Source organism: Thermosynechococcus sp. M3746_W2019_013, from assembly GCF_015296045.1.
Lineage (GTDB): Bacteria > Cyanobacteriota > Cyanobacteriia > Thermosynechococcales > Thermosynechococcaceae > Thermosynechococcus.
This window is the reverse complement of sequence record NZ_DVDW01000006.1, coordinates 1-9,612: the sequence shown is the minus strand read 5'-3', so window position 1 is coordinate 9,612 and position 9,612 is coordinate 1. Positions and strand designations below refer to the sequence as shown.

The 9,612-nt window shown below is 53.8% G+C and carries 10 protein-coding genes; 2 read left to right on the top strand and 8 right to left on the bottom strand.

Features of this window, described 5'->3' with window-relative positions:
* Positions 1–378 precede the first annotated feature (378 nt).
* From IGQ16_RS00775 to IGQ16_RS00745, 7 genes are all read right to left on the bottom strand, one after another.
* A complete protein-coding gene (locus IGQ16_RS00775; protein WP_041429098.1) occupies positions 379–840 on the bottom strand; it encodes a tRNA (cytidine(34)-2'-O)-methyltransferase in 462 nt (153 codons plus the stop codon).
* 27 nt (positions 841–867) lie between these two features.
* A complete protein-coding gene (lpxA, locus tag IGQ16_RS00770) occupies positions 868–1,674 on the bottom strand; it encodes an acyl-ACP--UDP-N-acetylglucosamine O-acyltransferase (RefSeq protein WP_041429611.1) in 807 nt (268 codons plus the stop codon).
* A 12-nt stretch (positions 1,675–1,686) separates the two neighbouring features.
* On the bottom strand, positions 1,687–2,148 hold the full coding sequence (gene fabZ, locus IGQ16_RS00765) for a 3-hydroxyacyl-ACP dehydratase FabZ (protein WP_011057628.1): 462 nt from the start codon (positions 2,146–2,148) through the stop codon (positions 1,687–1,689).
* Positions 2,149–2,209: 61 nt separating this feature from the next.
* On the bottom strand, positions 2,210–3,067 hold the full coding sequence (gene lpxC, locus IGQ16_RS00760) for a UDP-3-O-acyl-N-acetylglucosamine deacetylase (RefSeq protein ID WP_297059864.1): 858 nt from the start codon (positions 3,065–3,067) through the stop codon (positions 2,210–2,212).
* An 11-nt stretch (positions 3,068–3,078) separates the two neighbouring features.
* A complete protein-coding gene (locus tag IGQ16_RS00755; protein WP_041429097.1) occupies positions 3,079–5,106 on the bottom strand; it encodes a BamA/TamA family outer membrane protein in 2,028 nt (675 codons plus the stop codon).
* Between the two features lie 115 nt (positions 5,107–5,221).
* On the bottom strand, positions 5,222–5,803 hold the full coding sequence (locus tag IGQ16_RS00750; RefSeq protein WP_041429096.1) for a thioredoxin family protein: 582 nt from the start codon (positions 5,801–5,803) through the stop codon (positions 5,222–5,224).
* Positions 5,804–5,993: 190 nt separating this feature from the next.
* The gene (locus IGQ16_RS00745; protein WP_157869668.1) at positions 5,994–6,230 is read right to left on the bottom strand and encodes a hypothetical protein; all 237 of its coding nucleotides are present in this window, start codon (positions 6,228–6,230) and stop codon (positions 5,994–5,996) included.
* Between the two features lie 180 nt (positions 6,231–6,410).
* Here IGQ16_RS00745 and surE point away from each other — a divergent pair, with 180 nt between their 5' ends.
* The gene (gene surE, locus IGQ16_RS00740) at positions 6,411–7,208 is read left to right on the top strand and encodes a 5'/3'-nucleotidase SurE (RefSeq protein ID WP_024124827.1); all 798 of its coding nucleotides are present in this window, start codon (positions 6,411–6,413) and stop codon (positions 7,206–7,208) included.
* On the opposite strand, the gene xth is transcribed toward surE, so the two are convergent.
* Positions 7,194–7,979: an exodeoxyribonuclease III gene (gene xth / locus IGQ16_RS00735; protein ID WP_297059860.1), complete on the bottom strand. Its 786-nt coding sequence runs from the start codon at positions 7,977–7,979 to the stop codon at positions 7,194–7,196. The genes surE and xth overlap by 15 nt on opposite strands.
* Before the next feature lie 102 nt (positions 7,980–8,081).
* On the opposite strand from xth, the gene IGQ16_RS00730 reads away from it, so the two are divergent.
* Positions 8,082–9,521 (top strand): DUF3084 domain-containing protein, encoded by a 1,440-nt coding sequence (locus tag IGQ16_RS00730; protein WP_297059858.1) that lies wholly within the window; start codon positions 8,082–8,084, stop codon positions 9,519–9,521.
* The last annotated feature ends 91 nt before the right edge of the window (positions 9,522–9,612 follow it).

The following is a 9,612-nucleotide window of genomic DNA, read 5'->3' as shown; positions in this document are numbered from 1 at the left end:
AATGCGGCGTCGTTCGTTAGTGGGTGGGGGTTTGGTGGCAACTGAACTGGAAGATAAGGTATTCATATTCGCTCTCTCCACTTTCACAACTCAGCCAACTCAGCCATCTAATCAACGGCAAGCCCGTGCTCCTTTGCCCCGTTTTTGGCCCGTTGAGAATTGTCTCTACAGGCCACAGGATTTCATCAATAAAATCCTCCCCTGCAACCTAGGTCAGAGCCGTCATTGCCTGACCCGTGGACGTTATATTTATGGCGGTAATATCCCTTCCCTATTCAATCGTAGAAGTCTAGTCGTCGCCTCAGTACAACCGTAAACTACACCCGAAAGGGAAGGGCGAGGATCAGGAACGAGATGCGCGCTTTGATATGGTAGTCATCAAGCAGTTGAGGAATAGAGTTGGCGGTAAACTTCCATGAGGGCGATCGCCACCGATGCCGAGAGGTTCAGACTGCGGACAGCAGGCTGCCACATGGGAATTTTGAGGAAGGCATCGCAGCTGGCTAAAACATCAGCAGGAATACCATCGGGTTCACTGCCGAAGACCAGCCAATCGCTCTCAGTGAAGGTGAAGTCCCAGTAAATCTGCTGGGCGGCAGGTTCAAAGGCAATTAAGCGGCCGTGGCGGTGGGCTGTTTTCAGAAATGTTGCCCAGTCGGGGTGGCAGTACAAGGTGACGTAGGGCCAATAGTCTAGACCGGCGCGCTTGAGGTAGCGATCGCTGAGTTCAAACCCTAAGGGTTCAATCAGGTGCAGCGGTGTCTGGGTGGCAGCACAGGTGCGGGCAATATTACCGGTATTGGGGGGAATTTGGGGATGGACAAGCACAACAGCAGGCATGGCATTGAGCAAGTGGCAACTAGAGACTTAATCCGTCGTTGCCCGACCACCGGGGGTTAAGCCCCGCCGTCCCTCTTCGCGGGCATAGGTTAAAAAGCGCTGCAGATGCTCTAAATGCTCAGAAGGGGGTAGGGTTGCCAATTGGGCGATCGCCTGGGCAAGGGGCAACTCCCGGCGATAAAGAATGCGAAAGGCTTCCTTGAGGTCGCGCATTTCTGCCTCTGTAACACCTGCCCGCCGCAGTCCCACCTGATTGAGAGCACGAACCCGTGCCGGATGACCTTCCACCAGCATATAGGGAGGCACATCCCGATCCACCCGTGCCATGGCTCCCACCATCGCCAAGCGACCAATATGGACAAACTGGTGAATACCCACCATACCCCCAATGCGCGCCTTTGATTCAATGCAAACATGGCCAGCGATCGAGGCGGCATTCGTAATCACCACCTGATCCTCAATCACGCAATCATGGGCTACATGAACATAGGCCAGGAGTAGATTGTGGTTACCAATAATTGTGGCATCCCCTTCACCATTGGCGCGGTTAATGGTCACGAACTCGCGAATCGTGTTGTAATCACCAATGCGCAGGGCACTATTGGCACCCGTATATTTTTGATCCTGAGAGGCAGTGCCGATGATCGCTCCCGGAAAGATACGATTGCCTACCCCCACCTCCGTTGGCCCTTCAATAATCACATGGGCACCAATTTCCGTATGGGCGCCGACGCGCACCTGTTCACCAATCACAGCATAAGGACCGACTCGAACTGTGGGATGCAGTTCAGCACTGGGATGAATGACAGCAGTAGGATGGATCAGTGTTTGCATCATTGATTGTGACTAGTCCACCAGCGAGAACATCATCTCGCCCTCACAGACCAATTGACCGTTCACCTCAGCCCGTCCTTGCATTTTGCCGATGCGCTGTTGTTTGACAACAAGAAGCTCTGCCCGCAGAATCAACTGATCTCCGGGGACGACTGGACGGCGAAAGCGCACCTTATCAATGCCCGCAAACACAGAAAGTTTATCCTTTGCCCAGTTCATCTGCATCAGCACAACCCCGCCCACTTGGGCAAGGGCTTCCACAATGAGCACCCCCGGCATGATGGGGCGACCCGGAAAGTGCCCTTGAAAAAAGGGTTCGTTGATTGTGACGTTTTTCAGCCCCACAGCATACTTTTCTGGCACGTAGTCAATGATCCGATCCACCAGCAAAAAGGGGTAGCGGTGGGGGAGCAACTGCTGTAGCTCAGTGACCGTCAGCACAGTGGTTGGTGGGGAATCAGTCAACGTTGGCATAGGGATCGGTGTCGGCTGCAAATTAAAGATATAACCAAATCATAGGGGAGAATGGCTGCCCCTAAACCCTCTGGTGGGCGATCGCCCGGGCCAATTGGGTATGCAGATGATGACTGGCGCGATAGGCCACATAATGGGCGATCGGGGGTGTCCCAAGGAGGGCTAAATCTCCCCAGAGATCGAGTAACTTGTGGCGAACAGGTTCATCGGCAAAGCGTAACGGCGGGTTGATCCAACCACTGGCACTGCACACAAGGGCATTCTCTAAACTGCCCCCTTGAATCAGACCTTGGCTGCGCAGATAGTCCACTTGTTCAGCAAAACCAAAGGTGCGAGCGGGAGCGACCTCCGCTGCTAGTTCTGAGGGCGTAAAACTACACCACTGCCGACCAATCGCCCCATAGGAAAAGTCAATGCCATAGGTGAGGCGCAGCTCAGGAGCAGGAATAGCACTGACAAAGGCGTCTCCTTCGTAAATGGTGACAGGTTCCTTTAAGAGGACTGCTGGCCGAGGGGCCTCCTGAGGGACAACACCTACCCTCTGAATGCCTTCTAGCCAAGGTTGTGCCGAGCCATCGAGCACGGGCACCTCAGGACCTGTGATCTGAATCGTGACATTATCAATGCCGGCGATCGCCAGCGCCGCCAATAGATGTTCAACTGTACGCACACTAGCGCCCTTGGCCACCAACTCCGTTGCCAACTGAGTGGACTTCACAGCCTCAATCTGAGCAGGAATGACGGGCTGCCCCTCCAAATCAAGGCGTACAAACTGGCGTCCGGTATTGGCGGATGCCGGCTGAAGGGTGAGCGCAACCCACTGGCCTGAATGCAAGCCCACCCCTGACCATTGGGCAGTGCCAGCAAGGGTCTGTTGAGTTGTTGCCGCCAATGCTGTCGGTCCAGAGGCTGCGCTCATCGATCTTTCTCCTAGAAGCGTTCACCAATACCAAAGCTGAAGACACTACGCCCTTCATTATTCCAGCCAAAGTCAATGCGGATATTCCCCAAAGGCGTATTTACCCGCAGCCCTGCTCCATAACCTAAACCCTCTCCCGGCTTGCCGCGCACAATCCCCGGCTGGCCGGGTACGCTGCTTTGGGTACCGAGCAAACTGGCGCCATCAACAAACAGCGCCCCACCCACAATATTGAAAATGGGAAAGCGATACTCCACGGTCCCCTGCACAAAGGCACGTCCAGAACCGATCGCCCCCTCTTCCCAACCGCGCACCGAGTTAGCACCCCCTAAGGTAAAGGATTCATAGGGGGGCAAATCGCCAAAAATGTTCCCCGCTTGAATATTGAAGGCAAAGGTTTGCGGCCCCTCAATGCGCAGAAACTTCACTGGGATATAGAAGCTATAGCTACCCCGCACCCGACTCATCAAGATGCTACCCGCACCAATGGGAAGCGACTGATCCACACCTAGGCGGATCACTTGGCCACTGGTGGGACGCAGGGGATCATTGCGCAAGTCCCGCAGAATCGCCGCTTGTACCGTAAACAGATCATTGAAGCCACGACAGACGCCGTTGTCTGGAAAGGTTAAACAGTTGCCTAAGGCATCGGTATTAAAGCGAGTAAAACCGCCGTCTAGGGATGTGACGCGTTGATATTGCAAGCCAAGGGAACCGGTCCAAGCGGTACGCACCTGATCGCGATTCTTGGTAAAGGGACGGGTAAAAAAGACCGCAGTACCCAAGCGGTTAATCCGCGGAGAATCCCCATTGGCCAAACGAACATCAATTGGGCCATTACTGAAGGTATAGGGAACCGTCAGGCGGTTGAAGGCACTGACTGTGTAGGAGGTGCGGTAGGGATCCCCTTTAATCCACGGATCGGTGAAGCTAACGTCAAAGAGAAATTCCCCTTCAGTCCCCCCTTGGGCTTCCGCACTAAATTTCCAGTTGCGGCCAAAGAGGTTGTTTTGCTGGAATGCTACGGTTCCAAATAGACCTGCGGCCGAGCTATAGCCCGCCCCCGCAGAGACACTGCCCGTATTGCGCTCTTTGATATTGAGAATCAAGTTCACCTTGCGGGGATCCTGGCCGGGTTCAAGGGCAACTTGCACATCCTCAAAAAGTCCCAGTTCAAAGAGGCGTCGCAAGTCTGCCTGCACTGTCTTTTGGTTAAGGACTACCCCGGGTTGGGTGTCCATTTCCCGGCTAATTACAAAGTCGCGGGTACGTTGTTTCGTGGGCTCCCCTTCTTTATTTAGAAAGCGATAGGTGACCTGTTCAACCACCCCCTCAGCTACCTGCAACGTCACCACACCATCGGGATCGATTTGGGGGGTGCCAACGACTTGACCCAAAATATAGCCCTTATCCCTATAGAAGGTGTTAATTTTTTCAATTCCAGCCTGTAGCTCCCGGAGATTAAGGGTGCGGCCAATTTGCGGCGCAAAGATTTCCTGAACTTTCTCCTGGGGGAGGACTTGGTTGCCCGCTACTTGAACAGCTCGCAGTACCGGATAAGGGCGCACGATAAACGTAATCCGCACACCGAGGGGGGTATCGCTGGGGACGGCATTGACATCAGCAAAAAAGCCCGTAGCAAAGATGGCGTTGGTATCCTGTTGGAGTTGCGTGCGGGTGGTGGTACTGCCCGGTCGAGTGCTAATGACTTGATAGACCAATTGCTCCAGTTCAGGAGTGGCTCCTTCAACCACCACTTCAGCAATCAGCACTTGGGGTTCATCAGCGGGGGGCTGACTCACAGACGGCGGGATGGGGGGTGCCGCTGGCGGGCTTTCAGGCACAGGCTCTGCCGATGGTAATGTTGGCGATGCTGGCGTCTCAGCGGGTGTGTTGACAGGAGGGGTGGGGGCTGCTTGGCCACGGCTGGGACTCAAAGGACCGAGGGCGATCGCCACCGTTGCTATTGCCACTTTTACCGTTTTCAGGGCAGCCCCCATTGACTGCATTTGCACTGGCAAAAAAAGTTGGTTATTCACTGCTCACACCTAAAAACAATCGCGTCAACACGGCCAAACCCATTGGCATTGATATAACATAGGCCAACGACTGCAAAGCGGCAATAAAAGTGCCCCTCTCTTTCCCTTTCCAGGATTAGCTGTAATAGGCCGGTTCATTCCCCGGTTTCCACTTGATATTACAGCCGAGACTTGGTTTTTGATCCTCGCTGGGGGTTTGACCGGCTAACACGGCATCAATGGCTGCCCGCAAGTCTTTTCCAGTCACCGGTAGGCCATTCTGGGGACGGCTGTCATCAAGTTGTCCGCGATACACAAGCTTGCGATCGCTATCAAAGAGGAAGAAATCCGGTGTACAGGCTGCGGTGTAGGCCTTGGCCGTTTCTTGGCTCTCGTCGTAGCAAAGGGGAAATGTAAACCCTAGCTCCGTGGCCATCGCCCTCAGGGACTCTGGAGCATCATCGGGATAGTTGGCAGCGTCATTGGCACTAATAGCCACAATTCCTAGGCCTGTCTCTTTGTAGTCGCGCCCCAGCTTCGCCAGTTCCTCTTGGACATGCTTTACATAGGGACAGTGGCGACAAATAAACATCACCAGTAGGGCTTTCTTATCGGCAAAGGTGCTGAGGGAAATGGTTTGCCCGCTCACCACATCGGGCAGTTGAAAATCGGGAGCAACGGTACCAAGGGCAAGCATTGTGGACTCTGTCCGGGCCATAAAACCTCCTGAGAACGCTGGCAAGAGTGTTACAAATAGCAATATCGCCCCTAGTGTACTCTGTTGCAAGTGTGCCTCAAAGTGGTGGCAGAAGCGACTCCCCCAACACACCAACAAACGCAAAAAGCAGCAAGATCACTGCTGCTTAGGGAGCGTAGCTGTTGATTTTTGAACACAGAGGAAAAGTGCTTTAGCCAATATAGCTTTGACGGGAGACGTGCTTCTCGAAGTTAGCTTGGGTTTGATGGAGAAGTTGCTCACGGCTGTCGCCGGCGTGTTTCAGGGCGGGCACCAAATTGCGCGCTTGAAGTGCCATGTGCAGTTGCAAATGGGCAACGTATTCACTGAGGTCTTCACGGAGGAATGGATGACTTTGATGCACAGACACAGTGTTCTCCTTCAACTGATGGTTCAGTAAGCGCCCCATCGATCCTGTCAATCCCTAAAAGCGGTCTTGTCAGGAATGGTGCGTCCAAACTGTTTGGCAGGGTGGGCCACGGAGTGCGCCACTTAACCCTTTTAGAGGTTAACATTTCTCAGGGAGTGTGCTGCAATTTGCAATCAACTGTAATGTTTGGCCAATACTTCAGGATTCAGGGGGCGAGAAATGCGGTTACTTGTTGCCAATGATGATGGGGTCTTTGCCCCCGGTATTCGGGCGTTGGCAGATACACTGGCGATCGCTGGCCATGAAGTGGTGGTCGTGTGTCCGGATCGCGAACGCTCTGCTACAGGGCATAGCCTCACGGTGTTTGATCCGATTCGCGCAGAAGTCGTGAGGGATCTCTTTCACCCCAGGATTAAGGCCTGGGCCTGCTCTGGTACCCCCTCCGACTGTGTGAAGTTAGCCCTGGGTGCTCTCCTAGAGGAACCTCCCGATTTTGTCGTTTCTGGGATTAACCAAGGCTCCAACCTCGGCACAGATATTCTCTACTCCGGCACAGTGTCTGCTGCTATGGAGGGGGTGATTGAGGGCATTCCCAGTATTGCCATCAGCCTCGCCAGTTTCACGGTTCATGACTTTCAGCCGGCCGCTGAGTTTGCCAATCGTCTCCTCAAAGCACTGGAAACCGACCCCCTTCCTCCCAAAATGCTCCTCAATGTCAACGTGCCTGCTTTGCCCGCCAGTGAAATTGCTGGGGTTGTTATTACCCGGCAGGGGATTCGGCGCTACCATGACCTTTTCCAAAAGCGCATTGACCCTCGCGGCAAAACCTACTATTGGCTTGCAGGTGAGGTGGTCGAAGAATATCCCCAAGACCCCAATCAAGCGCCCACGGATGTGGAAGCCATTGCCCAAAATTTGATTAGTATTACGCCGCTGACCTTTGATCTCACCTATGGCCAAGGGGTACAGGATTTGACGGGGTGGCTGCCCACCGTACAGCCCCTATTCAATCTCTAGGATCACGGGTGCATGGTCACTGGGCTTGGGTAAGCGCCGAGGGGCAATATCGATGTGACAGTTGCAGGCACGGGCTTTGACACCGGGGGTAATGTAGAGGTGATCAATGCGCCAGCCATGATTGCGGCGAAAGGCACCTGCCCGATAATCCCACCAAGAGTAGTGCCCTGGCGCTTCAGTAAAGTGGCGAAAGGCATCATGGAAGCCGAGATCGCGAATGGCTGCCAGAAGGTTGCGTTCAGCATCGGTGGCCCCCACTTTGGTGGCGCGATCGCTAGCATCAAAGAGGTCCTTATCTTCAGGGGCAATATTAAAATCGCCACAGAGAATCACCTCCCTTTGGGCGGTGAGTTGCTCGAGATAGATATACAGAGTTTTCAGCCAGTGCAGCTTGTAGTGGTATTTCTCACTGTCGTACTCGCCGCCGTTGGGAATATAAACATTCACTAAGATCACATCAGGGGCCAATTGGGCGCGAATGATTCGTTTTTGTGTATCCAACTCACTGTGGCTGGGTAATTGGGGGGCAAAGCCTGCCTCTACCCCCACAAGGGGCTGACGACTGAGAATGGCCACCCCATTGTAGGCCTTTTGGCCACTACAATAAACTTGATATCCACGATCCAAAAAGGGCTGCCGCGGGAATTCAGCATCTGTGACTTTGGTTTCCTGAAGACAGAGATAGTCCGCCCCAGTACTATCCAACCACTGGCACACCTGGTCAAGGCGGGTGCGAATTGAGTTGACATTCCAAGTAGCAATTTTTGGCATCGCTTGATTGCAGTCAAAGTGGTTTGCCCAAACCGTTATAGGGGTCAGCATCGGCACATACTGTAAAAAGTATAGTTGGGGAGTGGCAGCAGTACCCGAAATATGGCTGGGTATGTTCTCGTCTTGGCGGTGATTATTCTTGGGGGCGCGATCGCCACAGTGGGCGATCGCCTGGGCTCAAAAGTGGGCAAGGCTCGATTGAGTTGGTTTAATTTGCGGCCCCGACAGACCGCTGTTTTGATCACCATTCTCACGGGGAGCTTAATTTCTGCCTCCACTTTGGCCATCCTCTTTGCCCTCAGTCGTGAATTGCGCGATGGCGTCCTGCGCATTGATACGATTCGCCGTCAACAAGCGGCTGCCGAACAGGAACTAGCGGAAACCCGTGCCCAAAAGGACAAAATTGAAGCGGAACTGGCACAATCGCAAATTGAACTGGCCAATATTCGCCAACGCCTCAGTCAAACGAACCAAGTGCTAGAGCAGGCCGTCAATCGTCAAACCCTTACAGAAGCAGAACTCAAGCAACTCCAAGACCGCTACACCCAAGCCCAAAAAAACCTCGAGAACTTTGAAGCCCAAGGGGCACGCCTGCGGCAGGAAATCCAGCGCCTGCAACGGGAGCGACAAGCCATCCAAAGTCGCCTCGAGGATGTGGCTGGGCAAAAAGTAGCCCTAGAAACCGCCATTCGCACAGCTCAACAACGCCTTGCCGAAGTTGAAGCCCAAAAGGATCGCCTCCAAGCAGAGATTGAGCGCATTCAGGATCAACTGGCTGTGGCCAATCAGCAGCAGCAGGTGTTACGGAATCAACAGCGTAGTCTTCAGCAGGAAATTGCTGCCCTTGAGGCCAGTCGCCAACGCCTTGAAGAAAACGTGAGCATCCTGCTTTTGGGACTACGGCGGGGGACGATCGCCATTCGCACGGGGCAAGTTTTGGCCTCTGCAGTGATTCAAAATGTCAAAGATCCGGCTCAAGCCACCCAAGTCATTGAGGAACTCCTGCGGGAAGCGCGACGGAATGCCATCGTTCTCAATAGTCCCCAGGACCTCAAGCCAACGGATCAGGTGATTCAAATCACCACCGAAGATGTGCGCCGCCTGCGCAGCCAAATTAGTGATGGTCAGCCCTATGTGGTGCGCATTCTAGCAGCGGCCAATTATCTACAGGGGGAAAGCAATATTCTTGTGGTGCCCCAAGTGGCGCGCAATCAGCAGGTCTTCCGCGAGGGTGAGAATCTGGCCACCATCTCTTTGGATCCCAGCCAGATGACCGATGAGCAGATTTTGCAACGTTTGGATCAGTTATTTACGGTAAGTAATCAACGGGCGATCGCCTCCGGTGTGCTCCCAGATCCGGTCACTGGCACTGTTGGCTCGTTTCGCCAAATTGAACTGGTGAAATTTGTCCTTGACCTCAAGGATCACCAAGGGACGGTTGATATTAGTGCAGTCACTCCCACCTCGGTTTATACCGCTGGCCCGCTCACCCTCTCCCTTGTCGCCCGCCAAAATCAGCGAGTGATCCTCCGCAGTGGCTAGGTGCTGACCTGATTTCTCGCCCCTTGGCGTGGAGCTATAAAACCACAGGCTAGGATAGAGAAAATTTTTCTTTTTTCACCATGTAAGGGGT